The 21,725-nt window shown below is 39.5% G+C and carries 20 protein-coding genes; 3 read left to right on the top strand and 17 right to left on the bottom strand.

Annotated features, from left to right (window positions below):
• Positions 1 to 98: 98 nt before the first annotated feature.
• Positions 99 to 977 carry a MurR/RpiR family transcriptional regulator gene (locus tag IGI49_RS19305; RefSeq protein ID WP_429965943.1) on the top strand — a complete coding sequence of 293 codons (879 nt, stop codon included), beginning with the start codon at positions 99 to 101 and terminating at the stop codon, positions 975 to 977.
• Positions 978 to 1,213: 236 nt separating this feature from the next.
• On the opposite strand, the gene tnpB is transcribed toward IGI49_RS19305, so the two are convergent.
• The gene (gene tnpB, locus IGI49_RS19310) at positions 1,214 to 2,356 is read right to left on the bottom strand and encodes an IS200/IS605 family element RNA-guided endonuclease TnpB (protein ID WP_429965942.1); all 1,143 of its coding nucleotides are present in this window, start codon (positions 2,354 to 2,356) and stop codon (positions 1,214 to 1,216) included.
• A 438-nt stretch (positions 2,357 to 2,794) separates the two neighbouring features.
• Entirely contained in the window at positions 2,795 to 3,469 is a 675-nt protein-coding gene (locus IGI49_RS19315; protein ID WP_429965941.1) for a Crp/Fnr family transcriptional regulator, read from the bottom strand.
• Positions 3,470 to 3,558: 89 nt separating this feature from the next.
• Here IGI49_RS19315 and IGI49_RS19320 point away from each other — a divergent pair, with 89 nt between their 5' ends.
• Together IGI49_RS19320 and proC are read left to right on the top strand one after the other, a co-directional pair.
• Positions 3,559 to 3,786 carry a hypothetical protein gene (locus IGI49_RS19320; protein WP_429965940.1) on the top strand — a complete coding sequence of 76 codons (228 nt, stop codon included), beginning with the start codon at positions 3,559 to 3,561 and terminating at the stop codon, positions 3,784 to 3,786.
• Positions 3,787 to 3,883: 97 nt separating this feature from the next.
• The gene (gene proC / locus IGI49_RS19325; RefSeq protein ID WP_429965939.1) at positions 3,884 to 4,663 is read left to right on the top strand and encodes a pyrroline-5-carboxylate reductase; all 780 of its coding nucleotides are present in this window, start codon (positions 3,884 to 3,886) and stop codon (positions 4,661 to 4,663) included.
• A gap of 104 nt (positions 4,664 to 4,767) precedes the next feature.
• Here proC and alsE read toward each other — a convergent pair whose 3' ends face one another.
• From alsE to IGI49_RS19400, 15 genes are all read right to left on the bottom strand, one after another.
• On the bottom strand, positions 4,768 to 5,439 hold the full coding sequence (alsE, locus tag IGI49_RS19330) for a D-allulose 6-phosphate 3-epimerase (protein WP_429965938.1): 672 nt from the start codon (positions 5,437 to 5,439) through the stop codon (positions 4,768 to 4,770).
• Between the two features lie 16 nt (positions 5,440 to 5,455).
• Positions 5,456 to 6,193: an SDR family NAD(P)-dependent oxidoreductase gene (locus IGI49_RS19335; RefSeq protein ID WP_429965937.1), complete on the bottom strand. Its 738-nt coding sequence runs from the start codon at positions 6,191 to 6,193 to the stop codon at positions 5,456 to 5,458.
• 11 nt (positions 6,194 to 6,204) lie between these two features.
• A complete protein-coding gene (gene hxlB / locus IGI49_RS19340) occupies positions 6,205 to 6,759 on the bottom strand; it encodes a 6-phospho-3-hexuloisomerase (protein ID WP_429965936.1) in 555 nt (184 codons plus the stop codon).
• Positions 6,743 to 7,795, bottom strand: a complete 1,053-nt coding sequence (locus tag IGI49_RS19345) for a galactitol-1-phosphate 5-dehydrogenase (RefSeq protein WP_429965935.1) — start codon at positions 7,793 to 7,795, stop codon at positions 6,743 to 6,745. The genes hxlB and IGI49_RS19345 overlap by 17 nt, the downstream gene beginning before the upstream one ends.
• A gap of 12 nt (positions 7,796 to 7,807) precedes the next feature.
• Positions 7,808 to 8,638 (bottom strand): PTS system mannose/fructose/sorbose family transporter subunit IID, encoded by an 831-nt coding sequence (locus IGI49_RS19350; RefSeq protein ID WP_242704324.1) that lies wholly within the window; start codon positions 8,636 to 8,638, stop codon positions 7,808 to 7,810.
• Entirely contained in the window at positions 8,639 to 9,397 is a 759-nt protein-coding gene (locus IGI49_RS19355) for a PTS mannose/fructose/sorbose/N-acetylgalactosamine transporter subunit IIC (RefSeq protein WP_242704325.1), read from the bottom strand.
• 32 nt (positions 9,398 to 9,429) lie between these two features.
• Positions 9,430 to 9,906 (bottom strand): PTS system mannose/fructose/N-acetylgalactosamine-transporter subunit IIB, encoded by a 477-nt coding sequence (locus IGI49_RS19360; RefSeq protein ID WP_429965934.1) that lies wholly within the window; start codon positions 9,904 to 9,906, stop codon positions 9,430 to 9,432.
• Complete coding sequence (locus IGI49_RS19365) at positions 9,899 to 10,324, bottom strand: PTS sugar transporter subunit IIA (RefSeq protein ID WP_429965933.1); 426 nt, start codon at positions 10,322 to 10,324, stop codon at positions 9,899 to 9,901. The genes IGI49_RS19360 and IGI49_RS19365 overlap by 8 nt, the downstream gene beginning before the upstream one ends.
• 184 nt (positions 10,325 to 10,508) lie before the next feature.
• Complete coding sequence (locus tag IGI49_RS19370) at positions 10,509 to 13,034, bottom strand: sigma-54-dependent transcriptional regulator (RefSeq protein WP_429965932.1); 2,526 nt, start codon at positions 13,032 to 13,034, stop codon at positions 10,509 to 10,511.
• Positions 13,035 to 13,168: 134 nt separating this feature from the next.
• Complete coding sequence (locus IGI49_RS19375) at positions 13,169 to 13,732, bottom strand: helix-turn-helix domain-containing protein (protein ID WP_429965931.1); 564 nt, start codon at positions 13,730 to 13,732, stop codon at positions 13,169 to 13,171.
• Positions 13,733 to 13,956: 224 nt separating this feature from the next.
• Positions 13,957 to 16,077, bottom strand: a complete 2,121-nt coding sequence (locus IGI49_RS19380; protein ID WP_429965930.1) for a glycoside hydrolase family 65 protein — start codon at positions 16,075 to 16,077, stop codon at positions 13,957 to 13,959.
• Between the two features lie 69 nt (positions 16,078 to 16,146).
• Positions 16,147 to 17,562, bottom strand: a complete 1,416-nt coding sequence (locus IGI49_RS19385; protein WP_429965929.1) for a PTS transporter subunit EIIC — start codon at positions 17,560 to 17,562, stop codon at positions 16,147 to 16,149.
• A 15-nt stretch (positions 17,563 to 17,577) separates the two neighbouring features.
• Positions 17,578 to 19,011: a glycoside hydrolase family 1 protein gene (locus IGI49_RS19390; protein WP_429965928.1), complete on the bottom strand. Its 1,434-nt coding sequence runs from the start codon at positions 19,009 to 19,011 to the stop codon at positions 17,578 to 17,580.
• Between the two features lie 146 nt (positions 19,012 to 19,157).
• Entirely contained in the window at positions 19,158 to 20,012 is an 855-nt protein-coding gene (locus IGI49_RS19395; protein WP_429965927.1) for an AraC family transcriptional regulator, read from the bottom strand.
• A gap of 114 nt (positions 20,013 to 20,126) precedes the next feature.
• Positions 20,127 to 21,653, bottom strand: a complete 1,527-nt coding sequence (locus tag IGI49_RS19400) for an ABC-F family ATP-binding cassette domain-containing protein (protein ID WP_429965926.1) — start codon at positions 21,651 to 21,653, stop codon at positions 20,127 to 20,129.
• Between the last annotated feature and the right edge of the window lie 72 nt (positions 21,654 to 21,725).

The raw sequence follows: 21,725 nt of genomic DNA on the forward strand, positions 1-21,725 counted from the left end.
TTTATTTCCCCTTCTTTATTGTTTATTTCCCTACTCATATTGTGTTCGTCTCAGCAATCACCTATACTTTTAAGCAAAGAAATAGAAGAGGTGACCTGATGTTATTAACTGACAGAATGAAAGAATATCCTTTTTCTCCCAATGAAAAAGTCGTTATAGATTTTATTTTAGAGAAGAAGACTTTAATCAAGGATTACTCTGTGAAAGCTATCGCTGCGGAGACCTTCACTTCCCCTTCGATTTTAGTGCAGATTGCTCAAAAACTAGATTGTGCCGGCTGGGTAGAATTCAAAGAAAACTTCTTAACAGAAATCAATTACCTGAAAAAATATTTTCAATCCATTGATGCCAATCTTCCCTTTTATGTCAAAGATCCAATGATGACAATCATTGAAAAAATGGGACAACTGCATGTGGAAAGTATTCAAGATACACTGTCCCTGATTTCTCATGATGACCTTCACCAAGCCGTTCGGATCATGGAGAGAAGTAAAAAAATTCGGATATTTGCGGTAGATCATTTGAACTATGCAGGAGAAGAATTTGTTTTTAAACTGGGACGAATTGATAAAGAGGCTGAAATTACTCTCATCTCTGACAATCAATTTCATGCTGCTGCAATGGCTTCTCCCGATGATTGTGCCATTTGCATTTCTTATTCTGGCGATACACCAACCTTATTAAAGACAGTTACACTTTTACAAGAGAATCAAGTGCCGATTATCGCAATCACCAGCATCGGCAATAATCGTCTAGCTGAGTTGGCTGATGTTGTCTTGAATACGACGACTCGAGAAAAATCTTACTCTAAAATTGCTGATTTTTCTTCATTGGCTTCGATCAATTTTATTTTAGATACTTTGTATGCCTGCTATTTTTCATTGAACTACCAGCAGAATTTAGATCACAAAGTCAGAATCGCTGAAATAATCGAAACAAATTACGAAATCGAAAATGCAGCAAGTAAAAAAGATTAGCTTTCGCAATAGAACCTTGAGTAAGAAGCTCCATAGGTTAAGTACAAATTGCTTTCTTCTAATGGCTCAATAGATATTGAGTGAACTACCCGCCACTTAGCTAAACCTATCAGTTCTTCATGCTTGAAGTGGGAGCTTCTTGGGAACAGAGCTTACTTGCAAGAGTATGTCTTTGTTTGCAGCGGCTTCTCTTTTTTACCAAGCTATCCCCGTAGTTCCTACGGTTCTTGATTTGGTTATACGAGGGCTTGCAGTCGAAGTCCCTCGTTTAGAATGTTGATACTGGCATTGATGTCTCGATCATGGTGAGCCTGACAAACCGGGCAGGTCCACGCTCGAATCTGAAGTGGTTTCTTACCATCCTTGTGTCCACATTCGGAACAAAGTTGACTAGATGGATACCACCTATCTACCTGAAGCATTTCTCGTCCATACCAGTCGGCTTTGTACTGGAGTTTCGCCACAAAGCTGGACCAAGAGACATCCGAGATACTTTTGGCTAATTTATGATTCCGCAATAGACCCTTCGTATGTAAGTCTTCAATACAGATCACATCGTGGTTTTTGATAAGATCGGTACTCAACTTATTTAGAAAGTCGTGGCGTTGGTTTTTGACTTTTTCGTGCAATCTTGCCACTTTGCGTTTTTGTTTTTGGTAGTTCTTGGCTTCACTTAGCTTTTTACCTGCTTTCTTAGCTTGTACAGCTCGACGAGAAAGCTTTCGCTGTTCACGTGTTAACTTCCGTTCCATTTCGGCGGTAAAGCGATGGTTGTCAATCTTCTGTCCATCCGAAAGAATGGCAAAGTCTGTAATCCCCAGATCGATGCCAATAACCGAATTCGTTTTAGGAAGCTCGTGAATGTCTTCTTTGCACAACAAAGAAAGGTAATATTTACCGCTTGAATGATAAGAGATTGTTACGGATCGAATATTTCCTTTTGGTTGGCGATGGCGTTTTATACGGACAAGGGATTTTAGCTTTGGTAGTTTGATATAGTTGTTTTCCACTAGAGAAATGGTACCGTGTTGATTATTGGTAGTGTAACTTTGAACCGGACTGCTTTTGCTTTTGAATTTAGGGAAACCGACACGTTTATCGCGAAAGAAGTTGTTGTAGGCCTTGTCCAAATTCAACTGAGCATTCGCTAAGGCAAGACTATCAACTTCTTTCAGGTAGGGATAGTCGTTCTTGTATTTGGCTGGGGTAGGCTTTTTCAATTTTTTGGAAGGATCATTCTTCATTACCGCATAAGTCTTTATCCGCTCATCCAGCATCAGGTTGTAGACTTTTCGAACACAACCAAAAGTCTTGGCAAAGAAGATTGCTTGTTGTTCTGTTGGATAGATGCGGTACTTGTAAGCTTTTAGTTGTTCCATGATATCCACCCCTTTTGTCAGTTCCAAAGAAGCGAACGTGCGTTCTTTTAGGTGATTATATCATGCGAAGAATAGCGTAGCAATAGCTTTTTATCTTTTTTTAGTTGCACCGTCCCCCTAAACAAAAAACGGCATTCATCACCCACCTATAGAGGATGGGCGACTTCTGCCTGAAGTTCTGTTAAATGGTTTTCCATCAAGGCAAACCCTCGTAACTGGCACAAGCTTGAATAAAACTCTTTTTATGTATGTTTACTTAAAACAGATATGCCGACTTCGCCTGCCAGACTTCGTAAACTCTTAATTGACCAATGCGCTAATAACAAAATTTTATAAACTGCAAAAAGCAGGACTGGCAAAAAAACGACTAATGGATTTGTATCGCCTCCAAAAAATTAGACCAAAAATCTAATTTCTGGAGGTCGGTACATTACTCCACTAGTCGTTTTTCACTTCTTCCACAGCTTCAGAGGAACGAGCATGCAACTCTTCTTCATCTAAAATTAGAAAGCTGTGATTTTCTCGCTCCATTAAGCCTTCTTCACATAAATTTTTCAGCAAACGAAACATATGCCGATAGCTCATGCCAATTGTCGCTGCTACATCTGTCAAATTATCTTGAAAATAGCCTTTGTATGCTCCCTGCAAAATATACGAGCACAAACGCTGTTCGCCTGTATAAAGAGCTGTAGAAACATAGTTTTGCGAGCTTAACAATAATTTTTCCGACAAGCCGCGAGCCAAATGTTGAACAAAGGTGAGATTTTGCAGCAAAAAATTGCGCTGGTGTTGATAAGGAATCACTAGGCACTCTACCTTAGACAAGGCTACAACTGATGCAGTACCAATATCACTAGTACTTGCCAATTCCATATCACCGATTAAACCACCAGATAAGTAATAGCTTAGTACTAAATCCTTGCCGTTTGAAGCTGTCGTACAGACCTTAGCCTTGCCGGAAACAACCATGATTAAATGCTGATAAGGTTCTCCTTCATTATGAATTGTTTCTCCTGCCTTATACCAGTGAATAAAACAGTTGGTATCATGATCCGAAAGACCATACTTTCTCAATAATTTCCGATGAACATCGGTGAGTTGATAATTTTCCATCTTTTTTCTCCATTTTTTTCTCAAGTATGACATATGTCCTACTTGAATTGCAAACAATCATCTACAATAGGGTCATGGAGGTGTTCAATATGTTTTATTTACTAGGATTATTGTTGCTAGTCGCCTTGATTACCTGGAGATATCAAACAAACCAAACGAAAAAAAATGCTTATTTCCAACAAATTGATGCTTATGAAAATAAAAGAAAAGAAGCCATTTTAGAAAGAGCCAAGATTATGGCTGTCGGCAATAAGGCGCAAGCACAACACACTAATAGCAACTACGTACAAGCTGCTTCACTAAAGAAATCAGCTTAGCTGAAGCAGCCTTGCTATCGTAAAAATCAAAAGTAAAGCAAACCCCTTAGCTTTCCTCCCCTTTCTCGTTATAATGAGAAGGAGGAGGTTTTTTGTTATGAAAATTGGCTTTTTTGGTGCTGGTCATATGGGCAGCGCAATGATTCAAGGTTTAATCGCTTCAGGGAAGATTCCCGCGCAAGATATTTTAGTTAAAGGGGGCCGAAGTCAAACAGCGAAGAAACGGCAGAAAGAATTAGGCTTTACTTTGGTTGATCAATTAGAGGACTTAACTGAAGCTTCTTTATTAATCGTTGCAGTGAATCCGGCTGGGGTCCTGCCGATTATCCAGTCTTTACCTGCTGCTGTTACGGATAAGAAAATTCCATTGGTTTCAGTAGCGGCTGGGGTTGATATTGCAGAAATGACTGAGGTCTTAGGATCAGATTATCCCTTGGCTCACTGTATTCCCAACACTCCTGTGTCAGTAAATGAAGGGGTCTTAGGCATCTCCTATAGCGAACAATTAAGTGCTGCTGACAAAGAAATAATTGATCAAAGCTTGCAGCTGCTAGGATCACTAATTGAAATTGATGAGTCCTTGTTAGGCATTGTAGGTTCTGTGGCTGGTTGCGGACCAGCATTTGTCGATCTGTTTATTGAAGCATTGTCTGATGCCAGCGTTTTTTACGGTCTAAATCGTGAACTTTCTTATCAAATTGCCGAACAAATGATTAAGGGAGCTGCCGAGTTGGCTCTCCAATCCAAGAAGCATCCCGGTGAATTAAAAGATGGTGTCGCAACCCCCGGCGGTACAACAATTAAAGGTGTTGTCGCTCTAGAGAAACACGGCTTTCGCAATGCAGTGATTGAAGGCGTTAAAGGAACCATAGAGTAAAAAACTCAAGAAATATTTGCATAAAATGATACAAACCGAACGACCATTCAGCTAAACCCTTCTATTTCAAAGGAGTTATCGCTAAAGGTCGTTCGGTTATTTTTTTAAACTATGGCACTTGCTAAATGGTCATTTAGCATTGCGACAGCTTTTTTAATGTCTGAATCTAAGCTGAACAAACCACTGGAACCAATAATAAAAATATCCGCTCCCGCATCCAGCATGGTTTGATAAGTTTTCTCGTTGCAAGAACCGTCGATTTGAATTAAAAATGATTGATTATTTTCTTCTCGATAATTCTTCAGCCAACGAACCTTATTCAAACTCTCTACAATAAATTTCTGACCGGCAAATCCAGGATCTACTGTCATCACCGTTACAATATCAATTAAATGCAAATAGTCTAAAATTAACTCCATAGGTGATTCTGGGTTTAGGACAACGCCCATTTTTTTATCTTGCGCTTTAATTGCTTGACTCACCCGAAATGCATGTCCATTTAAATGTTCGGCATGAATACTAATTACTTCCACCCCTAGATCTAATAGTGGTTCTACATATTCGACTGGATTCGTTACCATTAAATGCGCATCCAACGGAACGTCAGTATGGGCTTGTAATTGTTGAATAAACCATGGTGATAAAGTCATATTGTTTACGTAGTGTCCATCCATGATATCAATGTGGTAATAGTCCATCACCGTATTCAAGTAGGTAATTTGTTCACTGAATTTGCCTAAGTCCATACACATCAGTGAAGGTGATAATTGTACCATTCGCGTTCCTCCTTAATTAGTTAACCGATTGTCCACCATCAACAACCATTTCAGCACCGGTCATAAAGCGTGAACCCTCTGTAGCCAAGAAGACTACTGCGTCGGCAACTTCTTCAGCAGTACTGATTCGGTTGTACAACGGAATACGCTGCCCCATTTCTTCCATTGTGCGTTCGGTCGCTTGAGCAGCATGTTCTGCCATTTGAGTTTTGATATAGGCGGGATGTACAGAATTTACCCGAATACCTCGCGGCGCTAATTCGATTGCGGCAGCTTTAGTTAGTGAAGCCACGGCTCCCTTGGAAGCTGCATAAGCAATGCGGTTTTTAGACCCCAAGAAAGAGGCGATTGACGCAGTATTAATGACACTGCTGCCTTCACTTAATAAGGGAAGCATTTCCTTAATTCCTAAAAACATACTTAACGTGTTCACCGCCATGGTCTTCTCCCAAAGCTCAACAGTTGTATCCTCAATCGTATCTATTTTAAAAATTCCAGCATTATTAAATAAAACATCTAATTTCTCAAATTTTTCCTGTATAGTTGCTGCCGCTTTCTTCCAAGCAGCTTCTTCCGTAACATCAAAACACATTGGGTAAACACTGTCGGTACCGTATGCTTCTACTAAGACATCCAATCGTTCTTGATTATTGTCGTTAACAAATACCATAAAATTTTGATCAACTAATTTTTCTACCACAGCCCGACCTAAGCCGCCAGCTGCTCCAGTAATCATTGCTGCTTTCTTTTTCAAAACATTTCCCTCTATTCTAAATTTGCATGATTGGCTTTCAACTCTTCAAAGCTTATTCCTTTTTCTTCCATCAATTGCAAGGTCAAAACATCATGGAACAATAGCAGAGCTTGCTCGAACACAGTAGTCATAGGTTGAATAGATGTAAAAACCCGCGAACTTTTCGATGGGCTCTCAAATTGAACAATGACGTCCGCCAATTGAGCAATAGAGCTTGTTGAATTGGAAGTTAAATGAACAATACGAGCATCAAACCCTTTAGCTTTTTTGGCAATTTCTAAAGGAATCACTGATTCCCCTGAACCGCTGCCTACTACTAACAAATCATTCCTAGTAATCGGCGGCTCATTCAAATCTCCAACCATGTGACAATGAATGCCCAAATGCGTCAAACGTTTTACGGCGGCTTCCAGCGCTAGCCTCACACGTCCGACACCGATAAAGAAAACTTGTTCTGCTTGCAAAAGCTCCACTGCATAACTAGTTATCTGTTCCTGAGAAACTTTGCCTAACAATTGACCTAATTCTTTCATCACTGCTTGAGTATTTTCATAATATGTCTTCATGCAGCATCAACACCTTGTTGTAGAATTCTTTTTTCTCGTGAACCATATTAAATGCCTCGATCAATTCCTCGATTGCTACTTTATGAGTAATCAATGGTTCTAAAATCAGGGTTCCAGCCGCAATGGCTTGCGCAGTTACCTGCCACTCATTTTTAGGAATTTTATCGTAAATACTATTAAACATACCGACAATCGTTCCTTCCTTACGCATGAACTGATCATAAGTCTTCTGTTTCAGCATCATGTCAGAGTGAGGATTGCCCAGCAATACCACCCGACCAAACGCCCGCATCGACTGGACACATTGATCAAAGGCTGCACTGGAGCCAGTTGCTTCCACTGCCACATCAGCTAGCTTTCCATCTAAGGTCTGTTTAATGAACTCTTCGATTGGAATTTCCCCGCTGTTGCAAACAAACTCAAAGCCTAGCTCTTTGGCAAAATCAACTTTTTTCTGATCAATGTCAGCTAGTAAAACCTTGGCTGCCCCATTGATCTTAGCCCACTGCGCTACCATCACTCCAATTGGTCCAGCACCGAAAACAACAATTGAATCTCCTAGTGTTAATTGTGCCTTATTGATAACATGCTGGGCAACTGTAGCCGGCTCTACCATAGCCCCTTCCTCAAAGCTTACCTGATCTTCCAATAGAACCAAATTGAATAACGGAACAGCTAAATATTCTTCAAAACCACCATCGGTTCGTGAACCAAAATAATTATAATTTGTACATTGGGCATAATTTCCTGATCGACAAAATTCGCATTCGTTACAGGGCAGTAACGGAAAAACGGCAGCTTTTTTACCTAGATAGTTTTCCGGAACCTCCTCACCCAAAGCAACAATTTCCCCCGAAAACTCATGACCTAAAACCGTTGGAAAATGGTAAGATCCTGTAACAAAGGTTCGCGGAATATCCGACCCGCAAATACCGCAAGCCATGATTTTTAACAGCACCTCGCCTTTTTTCGGCGAGGGCTTTTCTTTTTCTACTAATGTCAATTGACCAATTGAGACTAATTCAACTGCCTTCATCAAGTCCTCCCTCTAGCCTTTAGGAACTCCCAGCACACCAAGGTAAGCCAACGTAATTCCTAAGACAAAAATGATTAGAATAATCAAATTGATGTTCACTTTCTTACGAACTAACCAGTACACCAGCATAGTTATCCCCAAAGGCACCAAGCCTGGCATCAAGGCATTTATTACCTGTTCTTGAACATTCAGCTCCACTCCTTTGATATCTAAGATCAATGGAATTTCCACATTTACTCGCGAAGCAGTCATACAACCGACTACCATCAAACCGATCATACTGAAAATTTCTGTCAGACGAGCAATTGTGCCTTCCCGCAGCATAGTTAAAATAAACGATTTCCCTTTTTGATAACCCAACCGGTACATATTCCAACCGAAACCAATTAAACATGCTTTATAGGCAATCTCAAAAAAGATTGGTCCTACATAGCTGCCGTCAATCGCCAATGAGCAGGCAATCCCTGCTAGAATCGGGTAAACAATCCCCTGACTGACTGTGTCTCCAATCCCAGCGATCGGTCCCATCAATCCCGTGCGAAGGGAGTTGATTGTTTCATCTGTGATGTCTTCGGCACCGTTAGCTCTTTGTTCCTCCATCGCTGCAGCTACACCTGGAATCATGGTTCCTATAAAAGAAGGCTCCGTATTGTAAAAAACAAAATACTTTTTCAATTCCTTTACTTGTCTTTCCTTGTCATCAGGATACAGCTTGCGAATTACCGGAACCATGGCATTGGCTTGACCTAGAGCCTGCAATCGTTCATAGTTATAGGCGGTTTCACTAGAATAGGTTAAGGCCCAATTCTTTAACATCTCTTTTTTAGTTAATTTTACTTCCATCTATGATTGCTCCTTTCCAGCTGGTTTCATATCCAAGAAACCGGTGTTGTAGAATACAAAACCAAGAATTGCAGCAATTGCAGTGATTGCCATAACATCCAATTTCAAATAAACGGCTAAAACAAATCCTAAAAAGAAGAAAGGCATGATTTTTTTGTTTCCCATGAAGCTGATCAACATAGCAATTCCTAATGCTGGCATAATTGCCCCGACTACCTGCATTGCTGTAACAAAAGAATCAGGAATCATATTCAATAAATTCTGCATCGGTTCAGCGCCAAAATAAACTAAGATGAAAGCTGGAATTCCAGTAATCACAAAATTCAAAATTCCTGAAGGAACATAATTCATCATTCGCATGGCACGAATATTGCCATTGTCTAAAAATTTTTCTGCTTGGTGAACCCATAATGCATTGATAGACATTGTTAGCTGGAAGGTCAAAATTCCGAACAAGCTAAATGGAACAGCGAAAGTTACTGCCAAGCTTGGATCTGCACCAGACAGAATAGTCATTGCTGTACCAAATACTGCCGCCACCGGCAAGTTTCCTGGCATCGTTCCTCCTGCAGTAATCCAGCCCAGGTAAGCCAAGTTGATGTACGCTGCCGCCTGCATCCCTACTAGTGGCTCTCCCATTGCCAAAGCTACCAAGAAACCAGACCAAATGGGATAAAGCCACGATCGAGTGATCAAGTGACTAGGCCACCAGTTACAAACTGTCGAAATAATGGCAACTAAAATTGCAGATATTAACATTTTTTCTCCTCCTTTTTTTGCTGCTGGAAATTTTAAAGAAATTTAGAAAGGTCCGTTTCCTTCTGATCAGGGATAATATGAATCATCACTGGAATATTGCGATCGATCATCCGTTTGAATACCGCCCGTTCCTCATCTGATGCTGAGATATTTTTATACAAGACACGTCTTTCTGCTTTTGCTCCCATACCACCAACAATTAACTTATCAATTGCTATACCACTTTCTAGCAGTTTTTCAATCACAGCTGGCCCTTTGACTAAAATGATCAAGCGCTTGTTTTTATCCCCTTGCTGATTTAAAAAAACTACTGCATCATCTAATCCCTGCACAACGATGTCAATTCCATTGGGGGCTGACATTTTTAATACTTCTCGCATAAATTCATCTTTGGCAACGTCATCGTCAATAATCAATATTTGATTCGCTCTTGTTTTCTTTACCCACGCAGTCATCACCTGGCCGTGGATCAAGCGGTCATCAATTCTGGTTAGTACAATTTCACTCATGTTGTTCCTTCCTTCCCATTGTCTCAAATAATTCCTTAATACCCTCTTTGCCCACAGTTTGAATATATTGAGCCAGCTGATCCAGCTCCATGGTTTCACGACTGCAAATTGCTTCGATCACCATCGGTAAATTTACGCCCGTCACTGAACGATAATTTACCTTCCCTTTTAACAGATGATAATTTTGTGCAGTCACGTTGTAGGGACTTGCTCCGAAGATGTCGCAAAAAACTAAAACACCTTCTCCCTGATCCAATGCCTGTATTTTTTCAGCCGCTGCATCCTTGAATGCTTCAATACTTGTTTCATGAAATAAGCCCAATGAATCAATATTTTCTGCTTTTCCTGAAATCAACTCCGCTGCTGACAAATAGCCTTTTGCCAGTTCACCATGAGTAAGTATCAATAATCCAATCATCCTTTCACCTCCTCACCTCTCTATAAAGCAAGCCCTGTGCCAACTTTGTGAACTGCCTAAAAAGAGCCGCAAAACAACCTTTTACTTAATTGGTTGTCTTGTGACTCTCACTTAATTCGTCTTTTTACTTCATGTGTGCTGCACTGTTTGGTTAGTGTGCTGTCGATTATTCACTTGTGTGCTGTTAAACTGTCATTCCAGAATTTACTTCAATCAACTCCATTAAAAAGCTGACTTCACTTTCTTCAATTGAAATCGCAAACCGATTCTCAATCGGTATGAGCATTTCCCGTAAATAGGCGTGCAGGGCGGGGTTCTGTTGAATAATTTGCTTTGTTTCCTCTCGTAAAAACTGTTCTTTGCGAATTGCTCGCTCCAGCATACTGCTCGTGTGAAACAAAAACTTGATCCAGAAATCTTCATAATGATTAATCTGGTATTGTTCACAAATTTGCTTCGCTTCTACCTCTAACAAATCATAAATAGTGGCTCCATCTAAGAAAATTAGGCTTTCTTCCAAAATACAAATGATCTTACCTCGACGATCCTCTCCAAAAATTTCACTGCCTTCCTCCAAATTCTTCTCCTGAAATTCTTGCACACTATTTCCGATATAGCCGCTCTGCTCAACAATATCTTCAGCCAATTTTCTCAATGTCATTTTGGGCAGTAGTGATTTTCTTGTTGCCTCAATTGCCATAGGCGTCGTAACCATCTTTATCGTTTCAGTTGTAATTCCGGTCTTTTTAGTGATAATATCGCCAAACATATTCAAAGAGCCCATGTCACTAAGAATGACTACACCTTTGCCTTGATCAATCTTTTGAACAATCCCTGTTGCTTTTTCCAAGGTTTCACCCACAGATTGAGAGAGTGGCATGTTGAGACCTACTGCGTGTTCAACATTCAATAGCTGATTAGCCGTTGCCGCAAAATCTGTCGCAGCAGCATTGCCATGAGTCAGGATTAGCACGCCTATTTTTTTCTCCGTGTATTTCTCATTCATCGCCTTCAAATATAGCGAGATAAAATATTTTTCACTCTCAGGCAGTTCAACCTCCAGCTGTTTGGAAATTTCTTTGCAAATATGCTCAGCTACCTCCAGCTCCTTTTTCAGTTCAAAATCATTTTGACGTTTGTGCTCCAGAAACGAATTGTCCCGAAATGAATAGCCTTCAGAAATTTTTTCGATTAACGTATCCAAATGCAATGCCAAACTTTTAATATTACTTTCGTCCAGATGATAGTGATTGACCTGTGCGATTTTTTTCAAAATATTAACAGTGACCTCATAGTTTTTTCGTGAAACTATTTTAAAAATAGGCTGCTGACGATTTTGCTGCTTTTCCGCCAATTCTTGAGTCTTGCCATGAATAATCGTTTTTAGAGGCGACAGCGAGCCCTTCCCTTCCAGATAACGTTGATAGGTTTGTAGAACATCGTGAGAAACACTCTCTTCCTCATCCACTAATAAAAACGGATTTGTATTCTTTTCCTGCTGCGGCGTAAATACCAGTTCATCAATTTTTAACAGCTTCAACTTTTCCCGCATTTGCTGATCATTCATTTCATTAGAATGAGCATAGTAAAACTGATCAATTAAATAGGTAGACAGATGGGAAAGCTTCACCTGAACGATCTCTTGTTGATTGGAAATGCTGTCAACTAAAGCATTGGCACACAATAATTGCACATCATTTTTAATCTGTCCAATATTTCCAACCGGATCATATTGCAAAAAGAAACGAACCACATCTTCATTAACCTGCAGTTTTCGATTAATTTTCTTGGATTCCTGCTCGAAGCAAAAATAAATCAGTTTGATTTTTTCTGTTAGTCCTCGTTCCTTCACACTAGGCATATTAATTGTTAAAGGAATTCGCCGTAAAAAGGTTGCCAAAATTGTTCCTTGAATTTCTTCAGTGGTCGCCCCAATAATTAATACCTGGACTCTGCGCGACTGTGTTGATTCTCCTAAACGATAATATTCCCCTCGATCCATGATAGAAAAAAGCATTTCCTGCCCTTCTGGCGCCAGGCGATGAATTTCATCCAGAAACAAGATCCCCTGATCTGCTGTCTCAATCAAACCTGCCTTATCAGTCTCTGCACCAGTAAAAGCCTGCTTCACATGGCCAAACAAATGATCCAGCAGCAAATGCGGATTATTGGAATAATCCGCACAATTGAACACTACATAGGGGGCATTTTCAGTTAAGGTTCCTACCCGCTCAGCATATTGGTACATAAAACGAGCAAACGTGGTTTTTCCTGATCCAGAAGGCCCGGTCAAAAGAGTATGCAATCCGTTAGGTGGATAGAGCAATGCTGCTTTTGCCTGTCGAATGGCATTTTCTAACGAACCATCGTAGCCAATTAACTCAGTAAACGGATAATCAACCGGCAAGCTTCCTTCCTCTGACAAAAGCTGCTTGCTCAACTCATTAAAATCAAGCACCTCGTCGGTAATAAATTTATGCCCGGTTGCTTCCTCCACCAGCTCTTTAGAAAGAAAATGAACAGGGCGACCAGAAAATTTCAAAACCTTCCCTTCCTCAGCTAACCTGTTCAAATCACGACTAACGTTATAGCGTGCAATATGTAATTCTTCAGAGATTTGTGTAGAATCTAGCTTTAGGTCTTTTTCTCCTGCAACAAATTTCCCGGTTTGTTCAGTAATAAAATCAAAAATCAGTTCCTTTCTCCCCATAAAGCAACCCCCTTTTATTACCCACATTGTACACAGTCACGTAAGCACTTTCAACTCTATTTTCCTCCGTTACAAATTGTTCAGCAGAAAAAAGTTCCCTCTAGAACCTTTTAGAGTCTGTTTGTTCTGCAGCTTTACAGTAGAAAACGAATGATCCCCATATAATTTAATACCGTCAAAACAACACAGCCACTAGTGACACCCAATGAAACTACTAAGAATACTTGAATAATTCGATGAATTGATTTTTGGATGTGGTTATCGACTTTTTCATAAAAATTTTTGGTATAAATAATAATCATCCAAATTACCACAACCACAGCAGCTAATTGCAGCAAGACATCTGCAGAGAACACGATCATTCCATTATTCATTTGTAATCCCTTTAAAGGAAGTGACAGTACAGAAAATAGCGAGGCTGTTAAACAAATAATCAGTAAAAAAATCCCCTTTGAAATCATTTGATTCAGAGTCGTATCCTCTTTGATTTTTTTCATCAGCTGTGGATCTCCTTTTATTAAATAGTCCAAAGAGAGGTCAAAAAGCACACTAATTTCAAGTAACATAGAAACATCTGGCAGGCTTTTGCCAGTTTCCCAGTTGGATATCGTTTGTCTTGAAATATGAAGCTGATCGGCAACCTGCTGTTGGGTCATATTCAATATCTTTCTCTGGTCTTTCAATATCTCTCCAATCATTCCTATCCCCCCTCTCCTACAATCATAAAAGCAAAATCCTGCATTAGCTAGCAATTCTCGTTTGCAATTGCCTTTTTTATGTCAAAAAGCGTTGACATCTTCTATTTATTCTGACGGTTGTAGTAAAAGTAAATGACCCTTTTACTGGTAAGACCTTAATAAAAAAGACAACCTGTCAAATGGGTTGTCTTAATATAATCATTGATTCATCTTACAAAATCAGCTCAGAGCGATGTAATTTCATATACATGGTGGTCCACAAAAATTCGATATGATTGATCTTTGAATTGCGTCACAAAACAAATCGACCGTATTTCTTTCGGTAAATTGGGGTCCAAAACTAGTTGGTCATTTATTATTTGCAAATTACAAAAACCATAAACCAACGCCATAAAAGTACCACCCATTGAAGCCGTGTGAATCCCATCTTTAGTATTCTTATGACTATTGTCTAAGTCAGTTCGAGCATTTTCTAACAAATATTGATAGCCCTTCTTAGTACTACCTAACCGACTATAAACAGTTGAAAAAATCGAGTAAGACAACGAAGAATCATGGGTCGTTACATGATCATAATAAGCAACACTCTTCCGAATCGTTTCTTGGTCAAACTGATCTTGAAACAGCATTAAGGCTAGTACAGCATCTGCTTGCTTTGCTATTTGATAACGATAAATAGTTAGAGGATGGTAGTTTAATAAAAGCGGATAGTGGGTTTCCTCTGGTGAATACGGCCATTTACTTTTGTTCAAAAAGTCTCGATCCTGAGCTATGATGCCCAGCTCTTTTTCATAAGGCAAAGCCATTATTTCCGCAAAAATTTGAAAATCACTTATTTCTTCTTCCTCGAGGGAAAGCTTTTTAGCCAACTCTTGCCAGGCACCTGGATCACTCTTTTGAATAATCTTTCTTAGTCTTGCAATCCATTCAAATTGATAGGCGACTAACTTGTTGGTATAGTAATTGTCATTAACCAAAACTGTATATTCATCCGGTCCAGTAATTTTATCAATATGGAATTGATGATTCTTTATATAACCAATTTCAGCAAAAATACGAGCTGTCTCAACCATCACCTCAAATCCACAATCGATCATAAACGATAAATCATCTGTGTAGCGATAATAACTGATAAAAGCATAGGCAATATCAGCATTGATGTGATGCTGGGCAGAACCGCCTTCAAAAAAAGGCGAGGACTCTGTGCCTGAAATAGTTCGCCATGGATAAAGTGCCCCTGTTCGATAGCCGTAAAGTTCTCGATTTTCTTTGGCTTTTCCTAAAGTATGGTAACGAAATTCAAGCAAGGCCTTGGCCAGTTTAGGCTTCAAATGCAGAAATACCGGGAAAACGTACATCTCGGCATCCCAGAAAACATGCCCTTCATAACCACTTCCACTTAATCCCTTGGCAGCGATACTACTTTTTCCATCAGTTCCTAATGACTGCAGCAAAGCAAAGGTGCTATAGTTTACACTTTCTTCCAACTTTTCCTGGCTATCAATCTCAACCTTGGCTGTCCGCCAAAATTCTTTTAGATAATCTTCCTGTAAAGCAGCCAGCTCGTCGAAGCTTTTTTCAATCCCACTATGATTGTCGGTACGAAACTTGTAACTTAAGTTCTTTTGATAACTGTTACCTTCTAAAGACGAAAATACAGTGATTCTTTCTGCTTCGATGGTTTGTTCCAGCTTGCCAGTAATTGACCATTTTAATTCCGCTGTCAGATGTGATTGTTTTGTTCTGAAACGACAGGTTCTTTCAGCTAAATCGATCTTTCCAATTTGAATTGTTTGAAAATCATGACTCATTCTAGGATCATTTTTGTCGATAGTCCGAATTGGATAGAAATTCAGATGTGTGGTCAGTTCTATCGGCTCATTATGATTCAGTCGATCAAAATCAATTTTCATTGAAAACAGATTTTTATGAATAAAGGAGGCTAAACGAGAAATTTTGATTTTGGTTTTCAAACCTTTTGGTGAGCTCCAAAGCAACTCACGTACGGTCAAGCCTTTTTCCATATCCAAGTAACGAACTGATTGACTAACTTCTCCTCGTTCAATCGAAAACGGCTCTCCGCCAATAGTTATTAAAGTTGTTTGACCATCGATAACACTGATCATCGTCTCACCAGTGGGAGTAAAACCAAACATTTTTTCTGGATAATGAATGTCCTTGGTTTCATAAAAACCATTCATATATGTTTCACGGTTGGTAGCAAATTGCTCGTAATAAGCTTCTTCTAAATTCCCTCTCAGACCAATTGAACCGTTTCCGTTAAAAAACAAGCTTTCTGCTTTTTCTAACGTTTCTTGATCGTACTCATTTAGAAAAATTTTCATCTTTAGTTCCTCTTTCCTATAAAAAATTGTAGAACAGACCCATACGATCTGTCCTACAATTCCCATTTATTAAGTATTTGCCGCTAAGTTCTCCGTACTTTCCGTGGTGGCTGCTTCACCAGTTTCCTCTTTTTGAAGAATCAAAGTCAAGACAAAGGATAAAACTACTGACATTGCCATCATAACCAACCCGGCAATTACGTTAGAGGTCCCTTTTTCACCAGAAAAACCTAAAATCGCCATTAAGCTATTTTGAGGTACATACAACGTTACATGCATCAATCCAGCAAAACAGCCTGAAATTCCCGCACTAATACAAGCTGCAATTAATGGTTTTTTGAATTTCATAGTGATCCCATAAAGAGCTGGTTCGGTAATTCCCATGATCGCCGAAATTCCAGCGGCCGTTGCAATCGATTTTACATTCTTTTGTTTCGATTTCACAGCTACTGCTAAGGTAGCCCCTCCTTGGGCCAAATTCGCACAAATTTGAGCGACTAAAATCAACGATTCAGTACCAGTTGCGGCAAACGAAGCAACAAAAATCGGCGTCAGCGCATGGTGCATCCCTGTCATAACGATAAACGGCATGGCTGCTGCTAATAAAGCAACCATTATGAAGCCCAGCTGTCCTTGCAGCAGATTGATTACCCAAGCTAAACCTTGACCAGCATAATTGCCTAAAGGTCCAATCACAATTAAAGCTAGTGGTGCAGTGATTAACAGAACTAACGTAGGGTTCAGTAAAATCTTTAACGATTTAGGCGTTACTCTATCAACAGCCCGTTCGATATAGGACATTATCCAAATTGTTAACAATGCAGGAATCACTGATGCCGCATAAATGACCCCTTGAATCGGCATCCCTAGAAATGAAATCGGATCTCCTGAAGCAACCCAAGAACTAAAATTAGGATGCAGGAAAACGCCTACAACAATAATTGCAATTGAGGTGTTGACTTTGAATTTATTTGCTGCGAACACGGCTAGTAAAATAGGCATAAAGTAAAACGCACCGTCACCTATAAAATCTAATACTCGATACGTGCTAGATTCGTTGGACATCCAATTAAAAGTCGTTGATAAGGACAGAATAACCTTAATCATCCCTGCAGCGGTTAGTGCAGGAATCATCGGTGTCATACAACCGGTAATCGTATCCACTACTTTACTGAAAATGCTTGCTTCCTTTGAAGAAGTCGCAGCGGTTGTTGCGTTCTCTTCACTATCTCCATTGGTAATCCCCTGACGAATAACCTCAGCAAACACTTCCCCTACATGACTGCCAATAATTACCTGTAATTGAGTTGTTGTCGGATTAACTCCAACCACTCCCTCAATGTTCCTTAATTGTTCTTCCTGAACTAGTTCCGAATTTTTCAGGTTGAAACGTAATCGTGTAGCACAGTGCACCGCAAAATTTATATTATCCTTTCCCCCAAGACTTCGGATAATCTCTCTTGATAATTCTTCATACTTTCTCATTTTATTTACCCCTCTCTATTCAAATGCATACTTTCCATCCGTCGCAATCACTTGTTGATAAAAATAGAAGCTGTCCTTTTTGTATCGTTCGTGGCTGCCATTATTTACATCATCTTGATCTACATAGATAACGCCATAACGTTTACTGATTTTCCCCTCACTAACACTTGGCAAATCGATGATTCCCCACATTAAATAGCCGATTACATCGATGCCATCTTCTTCAACAGCAAGCACTAGACTTTTTACATGCTCCTTCAAATAATGAATTCGATAATCATCGTGAACTTTGCCTTCAGAAAATTCATCTTGGGTTCCGATTCCGTTCTCAACAATAAACAACGGTTTTCGGTAGCGATCATGCAGCTGATTCAAGGTAATTCGCAATCCCAAAGGATCATCCTGCCAAACACTTTTACTTTTTGGCAGATATGGATTTCTCAGGGTGGTGTCCCCGTTCGTTGCAACTCGATCAATGCCTGTTTCTTCGGCGGCTGTACAAGCACTGGAATAGTAGCTGAATGAAACAAAATCTACTGTATTTTCTCGTAAAATTTCTTGGTCTGCTTCACTGATTTCCAGAGAAAGATTATGCTGCTTACAATACGTAGAAAAGAATCTAGGATATTCGCCGAAAACTTGAACATCTGAAAACAACAGATTTTCTCTTTCCTGCTGCAGTGCTGCAAATACATCTTTTGGATCACAAGTATATGCATAGGTTTTTCCAGCAGCCAGCATAGCACCAAACTGCATTTTAGTATCAATTTTTCTACCTGCCTTGATGGTTAAAGCATTGGCTAGAAGCTGATGATGTCCCGCCTGATATTGAGTAGACAAATTGTCCTTACCTTCTTCGAACAAAATACCGCCACCAATATATGGGATGTGCAGGACCATGTTCATTTCATTAAAAGGAATCCAACGAGTAATTCTCCCTTTAAAGGCTGTCATGACTGTCTCAGCATAATGAACAAATAAATCCACAACCTTCCGATTTCCCCAGCCATTGTATTTTTTTACCAAATGCACAGGTAATTCAAAATGGGAAAGCGTTACAATTGGTTCAATCTGATAATTTTCCAACTCCGTCAGCAGCCGATCATAGAAGGCCAACCCAGCTTCATTTGGCTCCTGTTCCTCACCTGTCGGAAAAATTCTTGACCAGGAAATAGAAAAGCGAAAGCTGTTCACTCCTAACTCGCTAAGCAGTTTAATGTCCGATTGGTACCGATTAAAAAAATCATTGCCAAAGCGTCCTGGATAAACCTCACTCCCCTGAGTCTCAAGAAGTGAAGACTCCTGATTCTTATATACTGCTTTCAGTCTACGCTCATCCAAAGGTAGATAATCAAAGTTTGATGGCAACCTTCCCTCTGCTAAATAATTCCCTTCACATTGAGCAGCTGATACTGCTCCTCCCCACAAAAACCCAGATTCTTTTTCCATACCTCGTTACTCTCCTTTATAAAGTATCCGTTTTCAAAACTCTCTATACTTTTATTATAGTCAGCAAAATTTATTTTCATTCCCCTAATTTTGTTCATTTATTCTCAAAAATTGTCGAAAGGCAACTACCTTTCTCGGTAATTGCCTTAGTCAATCTTCATTCGATTACGATATTCCAAAGGAGCAATGTCCATTGATTTTTTAAATAGCCGGTAAAAAGTTTTGTCACTTTCAAAACCAGTCCGAGTAATAATTTCTGAAACAGAATAATCACTGTTGATCAACAGCCACTTAGCTTTATCAATTCGATAGTCATTTAAAAAGGTCAAAAAGGTTTTCCCAGTATTTCGCTTAAAGAATTTGGTAAAGTAAAATGTACTATAGCCGGAAACATCTGCAATGTTTCGCAAGGTGATATCTTCTTGGTAATAGTCTTCAACATAACGAAAAATTTTGTCCAGCTTTTCCAGAACATCCTTCGTAGCCAGTTTGTTCATCTTCTTCGATTGTTTGGTTTGTTTTGGAATATCACGAATCAACAAGCTGATCAGCTGAAAAATGGCTGCCTTCACTACAAATTGATACCCAGTCTGCTGAGTGTCCATTTCTAATTGAACCGACTTCAACAATTGTCGAATAATCTCTTCCTGCTGTTGTTTCCAATAAAGACTAACTGGAACTAATTCGGAAAACAATTTCTGCAAATCAAGATTTTCTTTATTTAACGATGCAAAATAAGAAAGATCAAACTGATAAACCAATCGTTCACTGCCTGGTGAGGCTAAAACGTAGTGAATCAATCCACCACTAATAAAAGCAATCTCCCCTTCTGATAATTTGTAAGGGATATCATCAATTCCCAAAGAAATCGTTCCTTTGGTTACATAAATTAATTCAACCTCACGGTGCCAATGAGGCGTGGTTAAAATATTGCCATCATTGATCAATGTTCGAAAAGGAAAATCTTTGTCTAGCTCCGGCATTTCCAAATAAATTGCCATATTCCTCACCTCGGTTTCATTCTGACGGATAAATCATAGAAAGTAAATGTTCTTTTTTGACTTCAAATCAAAAAGGACGATCAAGTAATAATGACCGTCCTTCCATTTCATATGCTATTCTTCACCTAAAACAATTACGCGATCAACAAAATCTTCGTAAAAACCATTTTCGTGGGAAACAACTACCACAGTGCCTGGGAATTTTTCTAAAGCCAGCTGTAGATTTTCTTTGGTTGCCTGATCTATGTGGTTTGTTGGTTCATCGAGAATTAAAAAATTACTCTTAATCATCGTCATATCAGCCAGCTTTACTTTGGTTTGTTCCCCACCACTAAGGGTTTTCAAGCTTTGTTGAGCTAGTTGGCTGCTTAAGCCTGAACGAGATAACTGACGACGCAGTTCTTTGTTATTGGCCTTTGGATAACGATTGCTCAAATATTGGAAAGGAGTTTCCAAAGGATTTTCCCAAGCTAATTCCTGAGAAAAATAATTGATTTTCGTATGGTTAGGAAAATGGAAGCTGCCGCCCAACGCTGGAATCTCACCGATCAACGTTTTGATCAATGTTGATTTACCAATGCCATTAAAACCACGCAAAGCAACTTTTTCGCCATAACGGATGGTTAATTGTAATGGTGCTAATAATGGTTTCTCATAACCGACTAACAATTCATCAGTTTCTAAAGCCAAGGTCGTCACTAATGGTACTGGTTCAAATACGATATTAGGAGTTGGTGCGTCCGATGGTGGTGTTAGACGTTCTACCTTCGCCAATTGCTTTTCACGGCTTTTCGCCATAGTTGAACGAGAACCTGCTTTGTATTTCCGAATATATTCTTCCGTTTTCTTGATATGGGTTTGCTGTGCTTCATATTGACGCATGTACGTCTCCGCCCGCAATTCCTTTTGCTTCGATGCTTTTTCCAAATTCCCGGTATATTTCGTCAACTGACCAAACTCTATATCCATAATATGCGTAGTTACAGCGTTTAAGAAATCTTGATCGTGAGAAACAACCAAGAACGTTCCCGGAAAATCCTTCAAGAAGTCCGTCAACCATTGCACATGATCATCATCCAAATGGTTCGTCGGTTCATCCAGTATCAACAGATCTGGTTTTTCTAGCAACAATTTAGCCAAAAGAATTTTCGAACGCTGACCACCACTCAAGTTTTTCAAGCGACTATCCATACCAAGAATGTTAATTCCAAGTCCGGTTGCCAATTCATCAATCAAGGTATTCATTTGATAAAACTCGCCCTGGTCTAGTTCATTTTGCAGCTTGCCGGCACGTTCCAACAGCTTATCATTCATATCAGTGGCATAGTCTTCGTACAACTTGATAATTTCTGCTTCCTTAGCAATATCCTCGGCGAAAGCCGTTTGCAGAAATTCTTGAATCGTTAACGTTTCATCCACATTAACATATTGGTCTAAATAGCCGACATGAAATTTAGGCGAAACAACAATTTGTCCTTCATCTGGCAAAATTTCACCCGTAATAATCTTGATCAAGGTACTTTTCCCAGCACCATTCCGCCCAATTAGGCCAACATGCTCGCCTTTATTAATCTGTGCATTAATTTTTTCATACAGCAGCTTGTCGCCAAACTGTTGGGTAATATCTACTAAATTCATCATAACTTTTCTATCTCCTTATTTACTGTTTCATTCTAGTATAGGTAAACATCAGCGATTTTAAACAAAAAAACC

Origin of the sequence: Enterococcus sp. AZ071, assembly GCF_050499065.1 — a bacterium.
In the GTDB taxonomy this organism is placed as follows: Bacteria; Bacillota; Bacilli; order Lactobacillales; family Enterococcaceae; genus Enterococcus_A; species Enterococcus_A ferrettii.

Bases quoted from the DNA above. Each gene is read 5' to 3' on its own strand.
- IGI49_RS19305 (WP_429965943.1), top strand. From the start codon at position 99: ATGTTATTAACTGACAGAATGAAAGAATATCCTTTTTCTCCCAATGAA.
- tnpB (WP_429965942.1), bottom strand. From the start codon at position 2,356: ATGGAACAACTAAAAGCTTACAAGTACCGCATCTATCCAACAGAACAA.
- IGI49_RS19315 (WP_429965941.1), bottom strand. From the start codon at position 3,469: ATGGAAAATTATCAACTCACCGATGTTCATCGGAAATTATTGAGAAAG.
- IGI49_RS19320 (WP_429965940.1), top strand. From the start codon at position 3,559: ATGTTTTATTTACTAGGATTATTGTTGCTAGTCGCCTTGATTACCTGG.
- proC (WP_429965939.1), top strand. From the start codon at position 3,884: ATGAAAATTGGCTTTTTTGGTGCTGGTCATATGGGCAGCGCAATGATT.
- alsE (WP_429965938.1), bottom strand. From the start codon at position 5,439: ATGGTACAATTATCACCTTCACTGATGTGTATGGACTTAGGCAAATTC.
- hxlB (WP_429965936.1), bottom strand. From the start codon at position 6,759: ATGAAGACATATTATGAAAATACTCAAGCAGTGATGAAAGAATTAGGT.
- IGI49_RS19345 (WP_429965935.1), bottom strand. From the start codon at position 7,795: ATGAAGGCAGTTGAATTAGTCTCAATTGGTCAATTGACATTAGTAGAA.
- IGI49_RS19350 (WP_242704324.1), bottom strand. From the start codon at position 8,638: ATGGAAGTAAAATTAACTAAAAAAGAGATGTTAAAGAATTGGGCCTTA.
- IGI49_RS19355 (WP_242704325.1), bottom strand. From the start codon at position 9,397: ATGTTAATATCTGCAATTTTAGTTGCCATTATTTCGACAGTTTGTAAC.
- IGI49_RS19360 (WP_429965934.1), bottom strand. From the start codon at position 9,906: ATGAGTGAAATTGTACTAACCAGAATTGATGACCGCTTGATCCACGGC.
- IGI49_RS19365 (WP_429965933.1), bottom strand. From the start codon at position 10,324: ATGATTGGATTATTGATACTTACTCATGGTGAACTGGCAAAAGGCTAT.
- IGI49_RS19370 (WP_429965932.1), bottom strand. From the start codon at position 13,034: ATGGGGAGAAAGGAACTGATTTTTGATTTTATTACTGAACAAACCGGG.
- IGI49_RS19375 (WP_429965931.1), bottom strand. From the start codon at position 13,732: ATGATTGGAGAGATATTGAAAGACCAGAGAAAGATATTGAATATGACC.
- IGI49_RS19380 (WP_429965930.1), bottom strand. From the start codon at position 16,077: ATGAAAATTTTTCTAAATGAGTACGATCAAGAAACGTTAGAAAAAGCA.
- IGI49_RS19385 (WP_429965929.1), bottom strand. From the start codon at position 17,562: ATGAGAAAGTATGAAGAATTATCAAGAGAGATTATCCGAAGTCTTGGG.
- IGI49_RS19390 (WP_429965928.1), bottom strand. From the start codon at position 19,011: ATGGAAAAAGAATCTGGGTTTTTGTGGGGAGGAGCAGTATCAGCTGCT.
- IGI49_RS19395 (WP_429965927.1), bottom strand. From the start codon at position 20,012: ATGGCAATTTATTTGGAAATGCCGGAGCTAGACAAAGATTTTCCTTTT.
- IGI49_RS19400 (WP_429965926.1), bottom strand. From the start codon at position 21,653: ATGATGAATTTAGTAGATATTACCCAACAGTTTGGCGACAAGCTGCTG.